Genomic DNA, 19084 nt, shown 5'->3' with positions numbered 1-19084 from the left:
CCCGCGGGGTTGCGCCGGGGTGCATCGTCGAATCCGAGGCACTGCATCGATCTGCAAGTCCCTGAATGCGCCGTTGTGGAGCATGGGGTCTGGGCCTTTATTCAGGGGTGCCGCCGGTCGGATTGTTGGACAATGAACGGGCCAATGGTCTACTCCCGGCCGGCCCCTGCGCTTTTATGGGTCGAGGAAAGAACAATCTGGCCGAGTTGCCTTTTCTCGGTGCGTGCAGGACGAATTCCTGCCCCATCAGAGACATTTCCTACTTCCGTATAAGGATATTTTTTCGGCCAGGGCGTTAGAATCGCCGCCACGCGGCACGTCGGCACACTGAGTCGAGCGCCTGTTGAGGTTTCACCAGCGGTAGAGGAAGTCAATGCAAGCCCCTGAGGTTCTGGTACTGCAAGCCAGCTACAGCAATTCGGTACACGCCCAAGCCATCGGATTCCTGCTCAATCACTACGCCGAAGATGCCATGGGAGGCGGACAGTCCCTGTCTGCTGATACGCGTCAGCAACTGGCGATTGAACTGGCCAAGCGCCCCCATGCGTTCAGCGTGCTGGCGTTCATCGCTGGCGAGCCGGTTGGGCTGGTCAACTGCTTCGAGGGGTTCTCGACCTTCGCTTGCCGGCCATTGGTCAACGTTCATGATGTCGTGGTGATCGCCTCGGCGCGAGGCCAGGGCATCAGCCAGAAGATGTTGGCAAAGGTCGAGGAAATCGCCCGTCAGCGCGGCTGCTGCAAAATCACCCTCGAAGTACTGGAAGGCAACGAAGCTGCCAAAGGCGCCTACCGCAAGCTCGGCTTCGCCGACTACCAGCTGGACCCGCAAATGGGCCGCGCGTTGTTCTGGCAGAAAGCGCTGTAGCGTGCAGGTGATGGCCACAACTGGTCCCACTCGATGCGCAAACCCTTTGTAACAGTTCTTTCCTGTAAGACGATTCCGGGAGCGCGATAGGATCGCCTCCCGTATTGCTTTCAGGACTCACATGTCGCTCTCTCTGGAACCTTCCAGTCGCCGATTCCCTTCATACAGGGTTGCAGGTGTTCACCTCGCTTTATCCCGTCTAATCAGAATTTCTGTCTGGCTCGACCTGCCCTCCGGCACGTCGGGCCTTTTCATGTCTGTCCCATCGACCGAGAAGGGGCGCTGACCCATGGAATGGATCGCTGATCCCACGGCCTGGCTTGGCCTGTTGACCCTGATCGTGCTCGAACTGGTGCTGGGCATCGACAACCTGGTGTTCATTGCCATCCTCGCCGACAAGTTGCCGCCCGAGCAGCGCGACCGCGCGCGTGTCCTGGGCCTGTCGCTGGCCTTAATCATGCGTCTGGGCCTGCTCGCGAGCATTTCGTGGATGGTCACGCTGACCGAGCCACTGTTCGAAATCTTCGAGAAGAGCTTCTCCGGGCGCGACTTGATCATGCTGTTCGGCGGTGTGTTCCTGCTGTTCAAGGCGACCATGGAATTGCACGAGCGCCTCGAAGGCCACGTTACCCAGCGCGCGGGCAGCACGACCTACGCGCTGTTCTGGCCGATCGTCGCGCAAATCGTCGTACTCGACGCGGTGTTCTCCCTGGACGCCGTGATCACCGCCGTGGGCATGGTCGATGAACTGTCGATCATGATGATCGCCGTGGTGTTCTCGATCGCCATCATGATCATCGCCAGCAAACCGCTGACCGCCTTCGTCAACGCCCATCCGACGGTGATCATGCTGTGCCTGGGCTTTCTGATGATGATCGGCTTCAGCCTGACCGCCGACGGACTGGGTTTCCATATTCCCAAGGGCTATCTGTACGCCGCCATCGGTTTCTCGATCCTGATCGAGGTGTTCAACCAGATCGCCCGGGCACGGCGTAAACGCAGCGTAAAAGGCGACCTGCCACGCCGCGAGCGCACCGCCCATGCCGTGTTGCGCCTGTTGGGTGGGCGCAGGCCGAGCGCAGAGGAGGTCGGCGAGGAAATCGCCGACATGCTCGAGGGCGACAGCGACGAGGTGGTTTTCGACCGCCGTGAGCGCGTGATGATCAGCGGCGTCCTGCAATTGGCGCAGCGGCCCATTCGCGGTGTGATGACGGTGCGCAGCGACGTCGACGTAATCGATCTGGACGACACGCCGGACTCCATTCGCCAGCGACTGGTCAGCTCGTCGTACTCACGGCTGCCGCTGATCCGCGGCGGGCGCATCGACGAGCCGCTGGGCTTCGTGCACAAGAAGGAAATGCTCAACGCCTGGCTGTCCGGCGTCGAGCCGAACATCGAACACTTGGCCCGACCGACGCTCAACCTGCTTGAGAGCTTCTCGATCCTCAACGCCCTGGAACAGATGCGCGCGCAGTCCACGCACATTGCGTTCGTGATCAACGAATTCGGCGATTTCGCTGGCATCCTGACCATGACCGACATTCTCGAATCCATCGCCGGCGAACTGCCGGACGCCAGCGAGATCGAGGGGCCGGACTTGATCGAAGAAGGCGAGGGCGTGCTGGTCAATGCCGCCATGAACCTGAGTCATTTGCGCGAGCGCATCGGCTTCAAAGCGCGGGCGACGGATGACTATCAGACCTTGGCCGGACTAGTGGTAAGCCTGCTGGATCGATTGCCGGTAATCGGCGATGAGGTGCAGTGGCAGGGTTGGCACATGAAGGTCGTGCACGTGCAGGAGCGGCGGGTGACCCGCGTGCTGTTGCGCCAGACGCCTTCTTCATGATCGTCGCTGACGCATAAGCTTCCCGACACGAAAACAAAAAAGGCCTGCATTGCGCAGGCCTTTTCGTTTGCAGCGAACGCTCATTCGCTTCAGTTACTTCTGCACCACCTCGGGCATCGCGCCGGGCTGGCTGGCCGCTTTCTCCATGTGGGCATAATCACTCAGGCCTTTCGGCGCGTAGGGGTCGCCGATCAAGCGGGGCCGTGCCTTGAAGTCCAGGCTGACCAGGCTTTTCGTGGTGTCGAGTTCATCAAAGCTCAAACCCGCCAGTTGCGCCCATGTATGGATCAGGTTCGAGCTGGTGTAAGGCCGGTCGTGGATGCTCTCGAAATTCCAGTCATGGCTCTGCTTCCACTTCGGCGAGGCGTAGGCAATGAAGGGCACGGTGTACATCGGGATGGTCGGCTTGTTCTCGTTGCGGCCCAGGGTGTTGCGGCCTGGCGAGTCATAGACGTCTTCGCCGTGGTCCGAGAGGTACAGCAGGAAGCCGTTCGGGTCGGCCTTGCCGTACTCCTTGATCAGGCTGGACACCACGAAATCGTTGTACAGCACCGCGTTGTCGTAGCTGTTGTAGAACTCCAGCTTGCTGTCATCGATGTCCGCCGGCACGCCGTCACGTCCGCTGAATTTCGCGAACTCCTCCGGGAAACGGTACTGGTAGGCCATGTGCGTACCGAGCAAATGCACCACGATCAACTTGCGCGGCGCGGCGTCAGTCAGGGCCTTGGCGAACGGCGCCAGCACGTCGCCGTCGTACTGGCGGGCGTTCTGATTACGGTTGTTGTTCAGATAGACCTGCTCGTCAGCCTGCTCGGAGAAGGTGGTGAGCATGGTGTTGCGCTTGGTCATCGTCTGCTGGTTGGTGATCCAGAAGGTCTTGTAACCCGCCTGTTTCATCACGCTGACGATTGATGGCGTCTTCAGGTAAAGGTCCGGGTTCTCTTCGTCGGCGAAGGTTAATACCTGCTGCAGGGCCTCGATGGTGTAAGGCCGTGGCGTGATGACGTTGTTGAACACCTGCAGCTGATCCTTCATGGCGTCCAGGTTCGGTGTGGTCTGGCGCGGGTAGCCATATAGGTGCATCCGGCCGCGGTTGGTCGACTCGCCGATCACCAGCACCAGAGTGGTCGGCAGGTTGGCCTGCTGGTCCTTGAGGTTTTTCAGCGGCGCGATGTTGTTGCTGCTGGTCAGCATGTCCTGCATGCCGTCCAGTTGCTGGGTGTAACGGTGGTAGGCAACGATCATCTGCCATGGCACCGCCGGCTCGATACGTGATTCAAAGGCTTCCAGCGCGGTCGATGCTTCGTCGAACCGCGCAAACTGTTTGGCGAGCGGGTAGCCGATGATGCCGATCAACAGCGCCGCTGCAACGGCGTAGGCGCGGGGGCGCGGCATGTACACCGGACGCAGGCGTGTCCAAAGGAAAATCGCAAAAGCGGTGTGGGCGATGAACGCCAGTACGATCCACCACGCAAAGTACTGGGTCATGTACTCGCCGGCTTCAGAAATGTTCGATTCGAACATGATGAAGATGACGCTCTGGGAAAACTCCTGCTGATAAATGAAGAAGTAACCCAGGCTCGCCATGGAGCAGGCCCACAGAATCACGCCGATGACGGCGGCCATGACGCGGGTCTTGCGGGGAAACAGCAACATAGGTGCGAGCCAGATGCCGCTGATGACGAATGCCTGGCGGAAGCCGGCAAAACCGGTGATGCCGGTGAGCTGGATAAGCAGTTGGGTGATGCCGGAGAAGTACCAGAAAAACACAAACAGCCAGATCACGCCGGCCCAGTCGAACCCTTTCGGAGTCGCAGTGCTCCGTTTCATCGTTGCCATCAAGCGCTCCGCTACAGACCTTTCAGGCGACGAAGGACCGCCCGAATTCATTCAAGTGCCAGCAATTGGCCAGCAACCTATACGTTGAGGGTCGGGATTATGTTTTCAGGCGAGTGAAAATTTTGTCAGGGGAGGGTGGTGAAACTGGAAAAAGCTGCTACAAACGCGCACAACAGAGCGGGGCGGGGAACGTAACAGCGTGTGTCGGGTCCGACGAAGGTCGAAATGCGTGCCAGGCGTGCGGCACTACAAGAAGGACGCGAGCAAGGACGCGAGCGGGATCGAACGTTGCGCCGGCAAGCCTGCAAATCGGGCTTGCCTGGTAATGCGTGGCGAAGGAGCGTCGTGGGTCAGGCGTGCAGGGCTGTGCCGCTGCCGATGAGCTGGGCGTGCTGCAGCATCGACGTCAGCTGGGCGACTTTCTTCTGCAATACGGCGCGTTCTTCCCTGAGCTGGCGCAGCTCGTCACGACGGATGGTGACGTAAAGGGTCTGTGGAGCATTGGCTGTCATTACTGTACCCATTGCACACCTCGCAAATGGCGGATTCAACTTCATAAGGTTCTAGCAAGGACGTCTGCTACTCGGCATGTCCTGCTCACTACCTCTATCGGCCGGGATTCTGATTTCTTTTGCGTAAAAAAGGAACTTTTTTATTTACGATTGTCGCGAACGTTTCTTGATCGCGAAAACCTGCGTCATAGGGCAGTCTTGCAGACCTCTGTGCCGATGCACATGAAACATTTTTCACCGGGAAACCATAGTTTGCCTCCCCGGACTAACCCACTATGCGGCACTGGGCTATAAACTGAGGCACCTCTGAATTTGATTAAGGAGCACCTCTACATGCAACTCGGGATTGTTGGACTAGGCCGCATGGGCGGCAACATCGCACGTCGACTGATGCTCAATGGCCACACGACTGTGGTCTATGATCGCGATGAGACGTCTCGCACCACGCTTGCCAACGAAGGTTCGACACCAGCCCACGACCTCGCGTCACTGGTCGCTGCCCTGGAAAAACCGCGAGCCGTCTGGGTGATGTTGCCTGCTGGCGCTCCAACCGAAGACACCATCAACGAGCTGGCGTCCTTGCTCGATGCCGACGACGTGATCATTGACGGCGGCAACACCTTCTACAAGGACGACGTCCGTCGCTCCCTCGCGTTGAAAGACAAAAATCTGCACTACGTCGATGTCGGCACCTCCGGCGGCGTCTGGGGTCTGGAACGCGGCTACTGCATGATGATCGGCGGCGAAACCGACGTCGTCACGCGCCTCGACCCGATCTTCAAGACCCTGGCCCCGGGCATCGGCGACATCCCGCGCACCAAAGATCGTTCCAAAGACGCCGATCCGCGCGCCGAGCACGGTTACATCCACGCCGGCCCGCCGGGCGCCGGGCACTTCGTCAAGATGATTCATAACGGCATCGAGTACGGCATGATGCAGGCCTTCGCCGAAGGCTTCGACATCCTCAAGACCAAGAATTCGGACAACCTCCCGGCTGAACAGCGCTTTGACCTGAACCTGGGCGACATCGCCGAAGTCTGGCGTCGCGGCAGCGTGGTGTCCTCCTGGCTGCTGGACCTGACCGCCGATGCGCTGGCCGCCGACCCACAGCTCAACGCCTATTCCGGCTCCGTGGCCGACAGCGGTGAAGGCCGCTGGACCATCGAAGCGGCCATGGAACAGGCGGTACCGGTTCCGGTCTTGTCCACTTCGCTGTTCGCCCGCTTCCGCTCACGTCAACAAAGCACGTACGGCGACAAAATGCTGTCCGCCATGCGTTTCGGATTCGGTGGTCATAAGGAACCAAAATAATGGGTCTGTCCCGCAGCAAGCAGAATGCGCCGGTCGCTCCGGCGACCACGCTGTTTCTCTTCGGCGCCCATGGTGATCTGGTCAAACGGCTGCTGATGCCGGCCCTCTACAACCTGTTTCGCGACGGGTTGGTGGGGGAGGACCTGCACATCGTCGGCGTTGACCACAACACCGTCAGCGATGCCGATTTCGCCAAAAAGCTCGAGGACTTCATTCGTCAGGAGGCGGCCAGCAAGGTCGCCCAGGGCGGCGAAGAGCCTCTGGATCCGGCGCTGTGGGGCAGCCTGTCGAAGCGCATCACGTACATCACCGGCGATTTTCTCGACGATTCCACGTACGCGGACATCGACGCAAAGATCAAGAGCACGGGCACCCGCAACGCCGTGTTCTACCTGGCGACCGCGCCGCGTTTCTTCAGTGAAGTGACGCAGCGTCTGGGCTCTTCCGGGCTGATGGTCGAAGACGACGAGAGCTTCCGTCGCGTGGTGATCGAGAAGCCGTTCGGCCACGACCTGCCCAGCGCTGTCGCACTGAACAACTGCTTGCTGAAGGTCATGAGCGAGAAGCAGATCTACCGGATCGACCATTACCTGGGCAAGGAAACGGTGCAGAACATTCTGGTTAGCCGGTTCTCCAACGGTCTGTTCGAGTCGTTCTGGAACAACCATTACATTGACCACGTGCAGATCACCGCGGCCGAAACCGTGGGCGTTGAAACCCGTGGCAGCTTTTACGAGACCACTGGCGCGCTGCGGGACATGGTGCCCAATCACCTGTTCCAGCTGCTGGCGATGGTGGCAATGGAACCGCCCGCTGCTTTCGGTGCTGATGCTGTGCGCGGCGAGAAGGCCAAGGTGGTGGGTGCGATCCGGCCCTGGTCGGAAATGGAAGCGCTGGCCAACTCGGTGCGCGGTCAGTATTCCGAGAGCAGCGTCGACGGCAAGGCGGTCACAGGTTATCGCCAGGAAGACCGCGTTGATGCCGAGAGCAACACTGAAACCTACGTCGCGCTCAAGGTGATGATCGACAACTGGCGCTGGATGGGCGTGCCGTTCTACCTGCGCACCGGCAAGCGCATGAGCGTGCGCGACACCGAGATCGCCATCTGCTTCAAGCCGGCGCCGTACGCGCAGTTCCGTGACACCGATGTCGACAGCGTCGCGCCAAACTTCCTCAAGATCCAGATCCAGCCTGACGAAGGCATGTGGTTTGATCTACAGGCGAAAAAGCCCGGTCCGACCCTGGATATGCAGACCATCGAGCTGGGTTTTGCCTACAAGGACTTCTTCGAGATGCAGCCGTCGACCGGGTACGAAACCCTGATCTACGACTGCCTGACCGGCGACCAGACCCTGTTCCAGCGCGCCGACAACATCGAGAACGGCTGGCGTGCCGTGCAGCCATTCATCGATGCCTGGGCCAAGGATCCGCAAGTGGAGCTGTACCACGCGGGTGAAGACGGACCGGCGGCGGCCGATGAGTTGCTGGCCCGTGACGGTCGCACGTGGCAGCGTCTGGGATGACTGAGGTCTCGCAACCCCTCATCCAGTTCATGTTGTCCGACATCGACGGCACGCTGCTGCACCCCGATCACAGCCTCAGCCAGGCCAATATCGACGCGGTGCGCAAACTGCAGAAGGCCGGGATTCATTTCTCGGTCGCCAGCAGCCGTCCGCCACGGGCCATGCGTCAACAGATCGAGGCCCTTGGCATCAAGCTGCCAACCGTGGCGTTCAACGGCGCCAATATCATCAACCCGGACGGCAGCCTGTTGAAGGCTCACCGCATCCCTGCCACCGCGGCGCGCACCAGCCTTGAGCTGTTCGCCAGCGAGGCGGTGGCGGTTTGGGTGTTTGCGGATGACCAGTGGCTGCTGCTCAATCCCGAAGGGGATTACGTGGAGCATGAGCGCAACACGCTGGGCTATGACTTCGTTCAGGTCGACAGCTTCGACGACTACCTGGACCGCATCGACAAGATCGTCGCGGCGAGCAAGGACTTCGAGCTGCTCAAGCGCCTTGAGGTCCAACTCAACCCGCTGATTGCCAAGTCTGCACTGGCAGCGCGTTCGCAATCCTACTACCTGGACGTCACCGCGCTGGACGCTAACAAGGGCACAGCCCTTGAGACGCTGGCCGATGCGTTGGGCGTGCCGCTGTCCCACACGGCTGCAATCGGTGATGCGGGCAACGACGTGGCAATGTTCCTGCGCGCCGGGCTGTCGATCGCGATGGGGCAGGCCGAAGTCGGCGTCAAGACTCAGGCCAATTACGTCACCGACAGCAATGCCGATGACGGGTTGGCCAAGGCCATCGAGCGATACATCCTGCCTCGATAATCGGGGCAGCGATTGCGCTGCTACTCACGGGTACCGCCACTCGAGGGCGCGGCGGACAACAAGAATAAAGTGCTCAACAAGAGGGATAATTGCCCGATGGCTGTGTTGATTGAAGACTACGCGCTGCTCGGCAACTGCCGAACTGCAGCGCTGGTGGCCCGCGACGGGTCGCTGGACTGGCTGTGTTTCCCGCGCTTTGATGCGCCCGCCTGTTTTGCCGCGCTACTCGGCGACAGCAACAACGGGCGCTGGAAGCTGGCCCCGGTGGACGGCAGTGCGCAATCACGCCGTCGCTATCGGGACGGCACACTGATTCTCGAAACCCTCTTCACCACCGACACCGGACAGGCGCTGCTCATCGATTTCATGCCCATGGAAATCGACAGCAGCGTGGTCCGGATCGTCGTTGGCGTGGAAGGGCGTGTGGATTTCTCCATGGACCTGGCGATTCGCTTCGACTACGGCAGCACCGTGCCGTGGGTCGAGAAACGCGAGCCGCACACCATGACCGCTGTTGCAGGGCCGAACATGCTGGTGCTGAGCACGCCCGCCGAACTGCACCCGATGGACCATCACACCGAGAGTCTCTTCAGCGTTGAAGCCGGCCAGCGCCTGGGTTTCGCGCTGTCCTGGCAGGTCTCCCATGACCCGGTGCGCGCTGGCTTCGATGTTGAGTCGGCGCTGCAACAGACCGAAAGGTTCTGGCGTGAATTTTCCGACCGCTGTCCCGATGTCGGTCCCTGGACGGATCAAGTCAAGCGCTCGCTGATCACCCTCAAAGCCATGACCTACGCGCCAACCGGCGGGATTGTCGCGGCGGTGACCACCTCGTTACCGGAGCAACTGGGCGGCGAACGCAACTGGGATTACCGCTTCTGCTGGCTGCGCGATGCGACCATGACCCTGCTGGCGTTCATGAACCTGGGCTACTTCGAAGAAGCGACCGCGTGGCGCAACTGGCTGCTGCGCTCCATCGCCGGCAACCCGGAGCAGGTGCAAATCATGTACGGCCTGGCAGGCGAGCGGCGCTTGCTGGAGTATGAGTTGCCCTGGCTGGCCGGTTACGAGCAGTCGCGTCCCGTGCGGATCGGCAATGGCGCGGCCAGTCAGGTGCAGCTTGACGTGTACGGCGAAGTGGCCGACGCCATGACCCAGGCACTCAAAAACGGTTTGCCGGCGTTGCCGCGTAGCACGGAAATCCAGAAAGTGATCATGCCGTTTCTGGAAAAGGTCTGGCACCAGCCGGACGCCGGCATCTGGGAAATCCGCTCGGCGCCACGGCATTTCACCCATTCCAAAGTCATGGCGTGGGTGTCGTTCGATCGTAATGCCGGTGTGCTGGCGCACAGCGAGAGCCCTGAAGACCGCGAGCGGGGACGGCATTATCGGGCGGTCGCCGATGAGATCCACGCCGACGTCTGCGCCAACGGTTACGACACCGCGCTGGGCAGCTTCGTGCAGACCTACGGCGGTCAGGAAATGGACGCCAGTCTGCTGCAGATTGCGCTGACCGGCTTCCTCCCCATCGACGACCCCCGCGTCACCGGCACCGTCACACGGATTGAACAGTCGCTGATGAAGGACGGCCTGCTGCTGCGCTACGACAGCGAACGCAGCACCGATGGCGTGTCGGGCAGCGAAGGGACCTTCCTGGTCTGTTCGTTCTGGCTGGCTGACGTCTACGTGCTCCAAGGCCGCGACGAAGAAGCCCAGGTTCTGTTCGAACGCCTGTGCGGCTTGTGCAACGACGTCGGCCTGCTCGCCGAACAATACGACCCCCGGCAAAACCGCATGCTTGGCAACTTCCCCCAGGCCTTCAGCCACATCGGCATCATCAACACAGCCCTGAATCTTCACCGCGTCGTCTGCCCCGTGAAGAGCCGCGCGGCCACACCCTCCTAGCGGAAACGGCATCAGCCGGGAAGGCGTCAGGAATCACACCGCTGGATTGAGGGTGCCCGCGCCGGCCTCTTCCCGGCTAAAGCCAGTCCTACCAAGAATTCGTGCAGCCAGCCGGATCGGCCTCAGCCTGAGATGGACGCGGAGCGTCCGAGGATGCATACCCACGCGGAGCGTGGGCACGATCAGCATGGGATCGGCTACGCACCCTGTGGGACCGGCTTCAGCCGGGAAGCTGTTGATCTGCTTTTGATGTTGATCTTCAAACACATAACGCCCAGACGACACCCATCGCGACTTGGGTGCAGGCCGAACGCAGACGACGCGCAGTGGGCCGAGCCGCATGGATGCGGCGAGAGCGCCGTCAGGACATGGATGTCCGTTCGGCGCGGGCCCACGGAGCGTCGTCGGAGTGAGGGTATTCCGACGAAGGAGGAACCTAGCCAGAAGCAAGCACCCTTGGTTACTTGGGGTGCTTTTCCAAGTAACTCGCCGAAGGCGAAACAGTCTGCCCCCAGGCAGACGCTTGTGATCTTAAGGATCTTCGACGCCGTCCGCGAGCAACGCCCCGATGATCACCGCGCCTTGCGAAACGTAAAATTAATCCGCTGCTCCCCCAACTGCGGATGCTCCGCCTGCCGAACCGGCATCACCCCATGAAAGCGCAACCGATCAACCCCGCCCCACACCACCACATCCCCATGAAACAACGGCACCCGCTCGGTTGGATCACTGCGCTGATGCCCGCCAAACAAAAACATCGCCGGCAACCCCAGCGACACCGACACCACCGGCCACTCATAACCGCGCTCATCCTTATCCTGATGAAGCGACATCTTTGCCCCGGGGATGTATCGATTGATCAGGCACGCATCCGGCGCAAAGGCCGCAAACCCCGCCTCTGAAGCGGCCGCCACCGCCAGCTCCAGAAACACCTCGGGCATCGCCGGCCACGGCTGACCTGTAAGAGGATCGATCGGAGAATATTGATAGCCACTGCGATCAGTGGTCCACCCGAACTCCCCGCAACTGCTCAAGGCCACCGACATCGTGTAACCGCCGGGCGTGACCATGTTGCGGAACGGTGCCTGAGTCAGAACCGACTCCAGCGCAGGCAGTAAACGCTTGATGAAGGGCAGGGCGAAGCCACGGAACACGAACGACTCCGGCCCGATCTGCTCCCGTGAGGGCGCTTGCGGGGTATCCTCCGCGAACAGATCGAACGTCGCCGGCGTCGTGCCTTTGCGCTGCATCACCATGGGCTTCCCCGGTTCAGATTTCGCTTACAGGGCCTTGCTGACCTTCACATCGCTGATGATATCGGCGCTGTCACCGTGCATCTTCTGCAGGGCCGCCAACGCCTCATCGGCGGAAGGCGACTGCAACAGGGCGAATTCAAAACGACGCTCGCCGTTGAGCTTGTAGCTGATGGCATATTTGGCGACGGGGGCAGGGGTGCTCACATTTGACTCCTTGGAAACGCTGACCGGATGACCGCGAAAAAAACACGAAGCTTTCACGCTAGCCGGTGTTCAATGGCGCATCAGCTCAGACGCGAGGACGAGCGGCGGACGATTTTGATCGAATGGGTGAAGGCAGTCTTGCGCCCGCCATGGCTGTCGAGTTTGCGGCCGGCGGTGTCGATGGTGATGTTCCAGAAGCCGGTGCTGGGCACCGCGATCTTGGCAGGGAAACGATCAAATGCGCCGCCGTGGTAGGTGTGACGGCCGCCGTTTTTGAAGCTGCGGAAGTTGGCATCACTCATCAGGCGTATGTTGCAAAGCTGGGAGCATTCGATGACGACCATGTCGTCTTCGTTGAGATGCTCGCGCTGGTGAACGAATTTCATGGGTGTCTCCGGAGACAGCGTTCTCGAAAACCCGAAACGATAGCACGGCGAGCCTGAGCATTGATCATCACGGCGGGTTTAATTAAACAAGGACTCGCTTGATCGACGCGGCCTTGACAGCCAGCCTGGCAGTTAAAAAAGCTGACGCGCGGGATTTAATCCGGATCAGGCTTGTCGTAAGCACCTTTACTGGAGGGATTGTATGAAATTGGCGGTTGTTATTCTGGCACTGGCGATGACCGGTTGCGCCACAGTCACGGACATCGAACACACCCCGGCGACCATGAGCGTCATGTCCGGCAAGTCGCCGAAAGATTATGCCGCATGCTTTGTCGGACGCATCTCTGACAGCCGCAAGCCGCCGCAGATCGAGCCCCACAAAGAGGGCTTGCGCATCATCGTTCCACAGAAGTTGCTGACCAGTGACCCTGCTGCCATCGTTGACATCGAGACCCGCTCCAGCGGCAGCTCGATCAAGCTGTTCGAGCGCTTGTCGAATAACCCGCTGCGGCCCAAAGACGTGCAGCACGCCGTGACAGCCTGTATTTCGGGCGAGTGACGCGGTTACGGGCGGATCAAGCGTGACGCGTGTCAGCGGTTAGACGGGTGATACGTTATTTGCAGACCACCAGCACCGTGCGGTTTTTATAATTGCCGACATCTACACCCAGGGTCTTGTCATCTTCCTTGGGTTGCGGTGTGCCGTTGGTGCTGACGATGTTGTAACCGGTGCCCGCGCAGGAGGCGTCAGCCTTTTCGTAGCAGGCGGCCCAGGACATGGCTTCGCCGGAGCAGTCGATGCTCAACGCCTGCTTGCCGTCTTTGAGGTAGGTGTTCTGCGCAGTCGCGCAGCCGGTCAGGGCCAGTACAGCAATGACGGATAAGATCTTGATCATGGTGGAATGCTTCGCGATGAGGGCCGGTGTGGGAATTGCTAATCTGAGACTGAAAGGCAGTGCCATCGTTCCGGCATCACCGTAGATTTTTTGCAGGCCTCCTGCGGCCACATTCGAGGCCGAAGCCGCGCAAGAAAGGCCTCGGCCGCACTCCATTGCAGAGCGGGCCGGGGCCGCCTGATCAGTCCTTCTTGTCAGCCCGACGACGCGGGGCTGGCGTGTCCTCAAACACGGCGGCGACTTCAATGGCGCTGCTCTCGCTGGCGAACGGGCCTGCCACGGCTTCACCGTCGTGGCCTACCAGCCACCATTGGCCGTCCTGGAGCTTTTTGATCTGGTACCCGTTAACGCTTTTGACTTCAGACATCGACTCGTCTCGATTGATAATTCAGGCGTCCATGATAATCGGCAAATGCCAAAGGGCAATCGCACAATTTCCCACGCGTGGTGGCGAACAGGGCTACGCTTGCGAAGGTCAACGAACGGCGGTTACGGGGCGCGGGATGCACTCGTACGAAGGACAGCATGGAATTCCAATAATCAGTGGGTGAAGCGTGGCGAGAGATCGGGTTGCTGAGCTATTTGCGCAGCCATTTGCGGAACTATCCGCGTCAGCGTTCCTCTACCTAGGCAGCGAACGGCCAGTAGCGGCATTGTAAGGTTATCGCCGCCTCATTAGACTGCGCCGCAACACCCCCAGCTCATCAAGGATTTATATGATCAAGAAATGCTTGTTCCCTGCAGCCGGTTACGGCACTCGCTTTTTGCCAGCGACCAAGGCCATGCCCAAAGAGATGCTGGCAGTTGTCAACAAGCCGCTGATCCAATACGGCGTGGAAGAAGCACTGGCTGCGGGTTTGAACCAAATTTCCATCGTCACCGGCCGCGGCAAGCGCGCGCTGGAAGACCATTTCGATATCAGCTACGAGCTGGAGCACCAGATCAAGGGCACCGACAAGGAAAAGTACCTGGTCGGTATCCGCAAGCTGATCGACGAGTGCAGCTTTTCCTACACTCGCCAGACCGAAATGAAGGGGCTGGGGCACGCGATTCTGAGCGGTCGTCCGCTGATCGGTAACGAGGCATTTGCCGTGGTGTTGGCGGATGACTTGTGCGTAAACCTGGAAGGCGATGGCGTTCTGGCACAGATGGTCAAACTGCACCAGCAGTACAAGTGCTCGATCGTTGCGATTCAGGAAGTCGACCCGAACGAGACCAACAAGTACGGCGTTATTGCTGGCGAAGAAATCAAGCCAGGCCTGTTCCGCGTCACTGACATGGTCGAGAAGCCGGCGCCGGACGTTGCCCCGTCCAACCTCGCCATCATCGGTCGTTATATCCTGACCCCGGACATCTTCGAGAAGATCGAAAACACTGAGCCAGGCAAAGGCGGCGAAATTCAAATCACCGACGCCCTGATGAAGCAAGCGGCTGAAGGCAACGTGCTGGCCTACAAATTCCAGGGCAAGCGCTTCGACTGCGGTGGCGCTGAAGGCTACGTTGAAGCCACCAACTTCTGCTTCGAGCACTTCTACAAGACCGGCAAATCGACTCAGTGATGCATCTGTATCGGTAGTCAGCGTTTAGCTGTGCTGTCAGACAAAGCCACCTTCGGGTGGCTTTGTCGTTTCTGTCCTACGGAACTTGCCGAGCGCGCTCAAGCGGTTATGCTAGCGCATCGCTTAGGAGAGACACATGAGCTACGACTTTGACCTTTTTGTAATTGGCGCAGGCTCGGCCGGCGTTCGGGCGGCGCGGTTTTCCGCCGGTTTCGGCGCGCGCGTGGCGGTGGCCGAGAGCCGTTATCTGGGGGGCACGTGCGTCAACGTCGGTTGCGTACCGAAAAAGCTGATGGTCTACGGCGCGCACTATTCGGAAGACTTCGAACAGGCGAAAGGGTATGGCTGGAGCAGTGGCGAGGCGCATTTCGACTGGCCCACCCTGATCGCTAACAAGAACCGTGAAATCAGCCGTCTCAACGGCGTCTACCGCAAGCTGCTGGACAACAGCGGCGTCACGTTGATGGAAGGCCACGCGCGCCTGCGCGGCCCCCACGAAGTTGAAATCAACGGCCAGGTTCACACTGCTGAACACATCATGATCGCCACCGGTGGCTGGCCTCAGGTTCCGCAGATTCCGGGCCGTGAGCACGCCATCACCTCCAACGAAGTGTTCTTCCTCGAACAGATGCCCAAGCGCGTCGTCGTGGTCGGCGGCGGCTACATTGCGGTGGAATTCGCCTCGATCTTCAACGGCCTGGGGGCTGATGTCTCGCTGATGTACCGCGGCGAATTGTTCCTGCGCGGCTTCGACGAAAGCGTGCGCACCCATCTCCACGAAGAGCTCGCCAAGCGCGAGATGGACATTCGCTTCAAGACCGAAATCAACAGCATCGAGAAGCTGGCCGACGGCACGTTGCAACTGAGCCTGAATGACGGCAGCAGTTTCAACACCGATTGCGTGTTCTACGCCACCGGACGCCGTCCGATGCTGGACAACCTGGGCATGGACACCGTCAACGTCGAACTGGATGACAAGGGCTTCATCAAGGTCAACGGTGACTACCAGACCACCGAGCCGTCGATCATCGCCGTCGGCGACATCATCGGTCGCGTGCAGTTGACGCCGGTGGCCCTCGCCGAAGGCATGGCCGTCGCGCGGCGTCTGTTCAAACCCGAGCAGTACCGCCCCGTGGATTACCGCCACATTCCCACTGCCGTGTTCAGCCTGCCGAACATCGGCACGGTCGGCCTCACCGAGGCCGAAGCCATGAAGGACGGGTATGAGGTGCAGGTATTCGAAAGCAAGTTCCGGCCAATGAAGCTGTCGTTGACCGACAACCAGGAGCGCACCCTGATGAAGCTGGTGGTCGACGCCAAAACCGATCGCGTGCTGGGTTGCCACATGGTTGGCCCGGACGCCGGCGAGATCATCCAGAGCCTGGCGATCGCACTCAAGGCCGGCGCCACCAAACAGATTTTCGACGACACCATTGGCGTGCATCCTACGGCGGCGGAAGAATTCGTCACCATGCGCACGCCGACGCGCTAAGCCTTTCGCAGCACGCGTCACTGAACATCGCACACAGCACAACGCACACGTGAACGGTCCGGCCTCCATGGAGGGAGCTGGACGAGCCATTGTTTTTAGGGACGGACCCACTCTTTGACCAGCACGAGTTTTTCGGCAGCCATGCCTTTGAATCCAGCAGGACCTGACGACCAGGCGCTTTCCAGAACCGAAGCGCTCGAAGAAAGTGAACGGCAGTTTCGCAGCCTCGCCGACAACATGAGTCAGTTGGCCTGGATCGCCGATCCCGCCGGGCGCATCCATTGGTACAACGAACGCTGGTACAGCTACACAGGCACCTCTCACGAGGCGATGATGGCGCTGGGCTGGCGATCACTGCATCACCCTGACCATGGCCAGCGCGTCGAGTCGCGTCTGAAGCGCTGCTTCGCCACCGGCTCGTTGTGGGAAGACACCTTTCCCCTGCGAGGCAAGGACGGCCAGTACCGCTGGTTCCTCTCCCGTGCGTTGCCGATCCGCGATGAGCGCGGCAGCATCATCCATTGGCTGAGCACGAGCACGGACATCACGGCGCAGGTCAGTGCCGAGGACGCGCTGCGCGAGCTGAACGAGAGCCTTGAGCAGCGCGTCGCCGCGCGTACCCGCGAACTGGCCGAAAGCAACCAGCGCCTGCAGGTCGAAATCAGTGAGCGTGCCCAGGCCGAAGAAGCGCTGCGCCATGCGCAGAAGATGGATGCCATCGGCCAGTTGACCGGTGGCATAGCCCACGACTTCAACAACATGCTGACCGGGGTGCTCGGCGCGCTGGATCTGATTCAACGTCGTGTGGCGGCAGGGCGAGTGTCGGAAATCGATCGCTACATCGAGGCCGCGATGAGTTCCGCCAACCGCGCCGCGTCGCTCACCCACCGCCTGCTCGCGTTCGCCCGTCGCCAGTCGCTCAATCAGTGCCCCGTCGACGTCAACCACATGGTGATGTCCATGGAAGAACTGGTGCGCCGCACCATCGGTGAAAGCATCGAGCTGGAAGTCGATCTGCACGCGACGTCGTGCCTGACCAACACCGATGAGCATCAGCTCGAAAACGCTTTGCTCAACCTGGTCATCAATGCCCGCGACGCGATGCCCGATGGTGGCCGGCTGTTGATCCAGACCGAACTCACCCACATCCCGTTGTTGCAGGACGCTCTGGCGCCGGGTGACTACGTTCGCCTTCGGGTGCAGGACACCGGGCTGGGCATGTCCAGCGAAGTGATTGCGCGAGCGTTTGATCCGTTTTTCACCACCAAACCGATCGGGCAGGGCACCGGACTGGGTCTGTCGATGGTGTATGGGTTCATCAATCAGACCGGGGGCCGCGTCAGCATTACCAGCGAAGAAGGGCGCGGCACGCGGATCGATTTGCTGCTGCCCTGTCATCACGATGCGGCGGAGCAGGCGCCTGCCGTCGATCGCAGCATCGAGCCGCTGCGCGCCAGTCAGGGCGAGCGGGTCCTTGTGGTCGAAGACGAGCCCGATGTGCGCATGCTGGTGGTGGATGTGTTGAAGGACCTGGGCTATCGCGTCCAGGTGGCCTGCGACAGCCATGAAGCGCTGCTGGTCCTGCAGGGTGCCGAGCCGATCGATTTGCTGGTGACGGATGTTGGGCTGCCGGGTTTGAATGGCCGCCAGTTGGCAGAAGTCGCCCGCCAGCATCGCCCCGGGCTGAAGGTGTTGTTCATGACCGGTTATGCGCGCGAAGCGCAAGTGCGCGGCGACTTTCTCGACGATGGCATGGAATTACTCACCAAGCCGTTCGGCATCGACGAACTTGCCCGGCGAGTGAGTCGGCTGATCGAGGTCCTCTGACTACGCTCACAACGTTTTCTATTAATAATCCATGTTTATAGTCAAAACCAATCGTAAGCATGAGCTTTGCCAATGAGTCTCGGCCGACGATTTTGCGTAGTATCCTCCCCATCGAATTTGTAGCACCTATTTTCACAACCCTCAGGAGATTCACCGATGCCTATCATCAACAGCCAAGTCAAACCGTTCAAAGCAACTGCTTACAAGAACGGCAACTTCGTAGAAGTGTCGGACGCCGACCTGAAAGGCAAATGGTCTGTGGTGTTCTTCTACCCGGCTGACTTCACCTTCGTTTGCCCGACCGAGCTGGAAGACCTGGCCGACAACTACGCTGCCTTCCAACAGCTGGGCGTCGAGATCTACAGCGTTTCCACCGACACCCACTTTGCCCACGCTGCCTGGCACAACACTTCGCCAGCCATTGGCAAAATCCAGTACACCATGATCGGTGACCCGACGCTGACCATCTCCCGCAACTTCGACGTACTGATCGAAGAAGCAGGTCTGGCTGACCGTGGCACTTTCGTGATCAACCCGGAAGGCGAAATCAAAATCGTCGAACTGAACGACGGTGGTGTTGGCCGTGACGCTTCCGAGCTGCTGCGCAAAATCAAGGCCGCTCAGTACGTTGCTGCACACCCGGGCGAAGTCTGCCCAGCCAAGTGGAAAGAAGGCGAGGCCACTCTGGCTCCGTCCCTGGACCTGGTTGGCAAGATCTAAGTCGTCATGACCGGATCGGGGGCGATGAGCCCATAGGCACGTAAACCGCATCGCCCCCAAAAAACGCCCGGGCGGTTATCGCTCGGGCGTTTTTTTTGTAGAACTCGCTGGATTCTGAACAGGATCCAGAC

17 protein-coding genes and 1 pseudogene are annotated in these 19084 nt (G+C 60.1%); 11 read left to right on the top strand and 7 right to left on the bottom strand.

Annotated features, from left to right (window positions below; genetic code table 11):
• Positions 1-373: 373 nt before the first annotated feature.
• Positions 374-865: a GNAT family N-acetyltransferase gene (locus FX982_RS22005; RefSeq protein ID WP_122534629.1), complete on the top strand. Its 492-nt coding sequence runs from the start codon at positions 374-376 to the stop codon at positions 863-865.
• Positions 866-1154: 289 nt separating this feature from the next.
• On the top strand, positions 1155-2711 hold the full coding sequence (locus FX982_RS22000) for a TerC family protein (protein WP_172612582.1): 1557 nt from the start codon (positions 1155-1157) through the stop codon (positions 2709-2711).
• Between the two features lie 93 nt (positions 2712-2804).
• Here the strand turns inward: FX982_RS22000 and FX982_RS21995 are convergent, their stop codons facing one another.
• Both FX982_RS21995 and FX982_RS21990 read right to left on the bottom strand, forming a co-directional pair.
• Positions 2805-4550 (bottom strand): phosphoethanolamine transferase CptA, encoded by a 1746-nt coding sequence (locus FX982_RS21995; protein ID WP_172612581.1) that lies wholly within the window; start codon positions 4548-4550, stop codon positions 2805-2807.
• A 350-nt stretch (positions 4551-4900) separates the two neighbouring features.
• Positions 4901-5074 (bottom strand): DUF6026 family protein, encoded by a 174-nt coding sequence (locus tag FX982_RS21990; RefSeq protein ID WP_254074848.1) that lies wholly within the window; start codon positions 5072-5074, stop codon positions 4901-4903.
• Positions 5075-5395: 321 nt separating this feature from the next.
• Here FX982_RS21990 and gnd point away from each other — a divergent pair, with 321 nt between their 5' ends.
• The 4 genes from gnd (at position 5396) to FX982_RS21970 (ending at position 10613) form a co-directional block, all read left to right on the top strand.
• Positions 5396-6373: a phosphogluconate dehydrogenase (NAD(+)-dependent, decarboxylating) gene (gnd, locus tag FX982_RS21985; RefSeq protein WP_172612580.1), complete on the top strand. Its 978-nt coding sequence runs from the start codon at positions 5396-5398 to the stop codon at positions 6371-6373.
• The gene (gene zwf / locus FX982_RS21980; protein ID WP_172612579.1) at positions 6373-7896 is read left to right on the top strand and encodes a glucose-6-phosphate dehydrogenase; all 1524 of its coding nucleotides are present in this window, start codon (positions 6373-6375) and stop codon (positions 7894-7896) included. The genes gnd and zwf overlap by 1 nt, the downstream gene beginning before the upstream one ends.
• On the top strand, positions 7893-8711 hold the full coding sequence (locus FX982_RS21975) for an HAD family hydrolase (RefSeq protein WP_172612578.1): 819 nt from the start codon (positions 7893-7895) through the stop codon (positions 8709-8711). The genes zwf and FX982_RS21975 overlap by 4 nt, the downstream gene beginning before the upstream one ends.
• 96 nt (positions 8712-8807) lie before the next feature.
• Positions 8808-10613, top strand: a complete 1806-nt coding sequence (locus tag FX982_RS21970; protein WP_172612577.1) for a glycoside hydrolase family 15 protein — start codon at positions 8808-8810, stop codon at positions 10611-10613.
• A 572-nt stretch (positions 10614-11185) separates the two neighbouring features.
• Here the strand turns inward: FX982_RS21970 and alkB are convergent.
• The 3 genes from alkB to FX982_RS21955 all read right to left on the bottom strand — a co-directional run bounded on the left by alkB (position 11186) and on the right by FX982_RS21955 (position 12459).
• A complete protein-coding gene (gene alkB, locus FX982_RS21965) occupies positions 11186-11869 on the bottom strand; it encodes a DNA oxidative demethylase AlkB (protein WP_172612576.1) in 684 nt (227 codons plus the stop codon).
• A 24-nt stretch (positions 11870-11893) separates the two neighbouring features.
• Entirely contained in the window at positions 11894-12073 is a 180-nt protein-coding gene (locus FX982_RS21960; protein ID WP_172612575.1) for a hypothetical protein, read from the bottom strand.
• Positions 12074-12153: 80 nt separating this feature from the next.
• Complete coding sequence (locus tag FX982_RS21955) at positions 12154-12459, bottom strand: DUF1883 domain-containing protein (RefSeq protein ID WP_037010615.1); 306 nt, start codon at positions 12457-12459, stop codon at positions 12154-12156.
• Positions 12460-12661: 202 nt separating this feature from the next.
• Here FX982_RS21955 and FX982_RS21950 point away from each other — a divergent pair, with 202 nt between their 5' ends.
• On the top strand, positions 12662-13018 hold the full coding sequence (locus FX982_RS21950; RefSeq protein ID WP_122534636.1) for a hypothetical protein: 357 nt from the start codon (positions 12662-12664) through the stop codon (positions 13016-13018).
• Positions 13019-13073: 55 nt separating this feature from the next.
• On the opposite strand, the gene FX982_RS21945 is transcribed toward FX982_RS21950, so the two are convergent.
• On the bottom strand, positions 13074-13355 hold the full coding sequence (locus tag FX982_RS21945; protein ID WP_065987192.1) for a hypothetical protein: 282 nt from the start codon (positions 13353-13355) through the stop codon (positions 13074-13076).
• Positions 13356-13536: 181 nt separating this feature from the next.
• Entirely contained in the window at positions 13537-13722 is a 186-nt protein-coding gene (locus FX982_RS21940) for a hypothetical protein (protein ID WP_172612574.1), read from the bottom strand.
• Between the two features lie 349 nt (positions 13723-14071).
• Between FX982_RS21940 and galU the strand changes: the two genes are divergently transcribed.
• The 4 genes and pseudogenes from galU (at position 14072) to ahpC (ending at position 18953) form a co-directional block, all read left to right on the top strand.
• Complete coding sequence (gene galU / locus FX982_RS21935) at positions 14072-14914, top strand: UTP--glucose-1-phosphate uridylyltransferase GalU (protein ID WP_172612573.1); 843 nt, start codon at positions 14072-14074, stop codon at positions 14912-14914.
• Between the two features lie 136 nt (positions 14915-15050).
• Complete coding sequence (gene gorA / locus FX982_RS21930; RefSeq protein WP_172612572.1) at positions 15051-16406, top strand: glutathione-disulfide reductase; 1356 nt, start codon at positions 15051-15053, stop codon at positions 16404-16406.
• A 168-nt stretch (positions 16407-16574) separates the two neighbouring features.
• Positions 16575-18233, top strand: a pseudogene (locus tag FX982_RS21925) (ATP-binding protein); the annotation flags it as partial.
• Between the two features lie 156 nt (positions 18234-18389).
• Positions 18390-18953, top strand: coding sequence for an alkyl hydroperoxide reductase subunit C (ahpC, locus tag FX982_RS21920; protein WP_122534640.1), 564 nt, complete (start codon positions 18390-18392; stop codon positions 18951-18953).
• Positions 18954-19084 lie beyond the last annotated feature (131 nt).

This window comes from Pseudomonas graminis (assembly GCF_013201545.1).
Taxonomy (GTDB): Bacteria; Pseudomonadota; Gammaproteobacteria; order Pseudomonadales; family Pseudomonadaceae; genus Aquipseudomonas.
The sequence above is the reverse complement of the archived record's forward strand: the minus strand, read 5'-3'. Positions and strand labels throughout refer to the sequence as shown.